Raw genomic sequence first — 335 nt, forward strand, 5'->3', positions numbered from 1 at the left:
ATACTCATGCGCTCCAGCGCGCCGCCGGAAAACATGTTGAAGAGGCTAAGAATGGTCCCCTCGTTCTGCCGGAACAGTGCCGCCAAGCGATCGGGGTTGATGCCCGGAACTGGGATGTGCGCGCCGATCCGATAGACGATGATCGCCAGGAACAGGAAACGCAGACGTGCCCAGAGCTCGGACAGACCGCCGTTGCTTAGCGCAGAGAGAGCACCTTGCTTAGCCATTTAGTCCTCGAATTTACCGCCAGCTGCTTCGATAGCCGCACGCGCACCCTTGGTGGCGGCGATACCTTTCAGGGTGACCGCACGACCAACTTCGCCGGACAGCATGAC

General features: G+C 60.0%; 1 protein-coding gene and 1 pseudogene. Both read right to left on the reverse strand.

Annotation, left to right across the window (positions count from 1 at the left end; genetic code table 11):
* Nucleotides 1–227, reverse strand: a pseudogene (locus BST14_RS31905) (hypothetical protein); the annotation flags it as partial.
* Complete coding sequence (locus BST14_RS31910) at nucleotides 228–332, reverse strand: uL15m family ribosomal protein (protein ID WP_438502219.1); 105 nt, start codon at nucleotides 330–332, stop codon at nucleotides 228–230. It abuts the pseudogene before it with no gap.
* Nucleotides 333–335 lie beyond the last annotated feature (3 nt).

The organism is Mycobacterium arosiense ATCC BAA-1401 = DSM 45069 (assembly GCF_002086125.1).
Classification (GTDB): Bacteria; Actinomycetota; Actinomycetes; order Mycobacteriales; family Mycobacteriaceae; genus Mycobacterium; species Mycobacterium arosiense.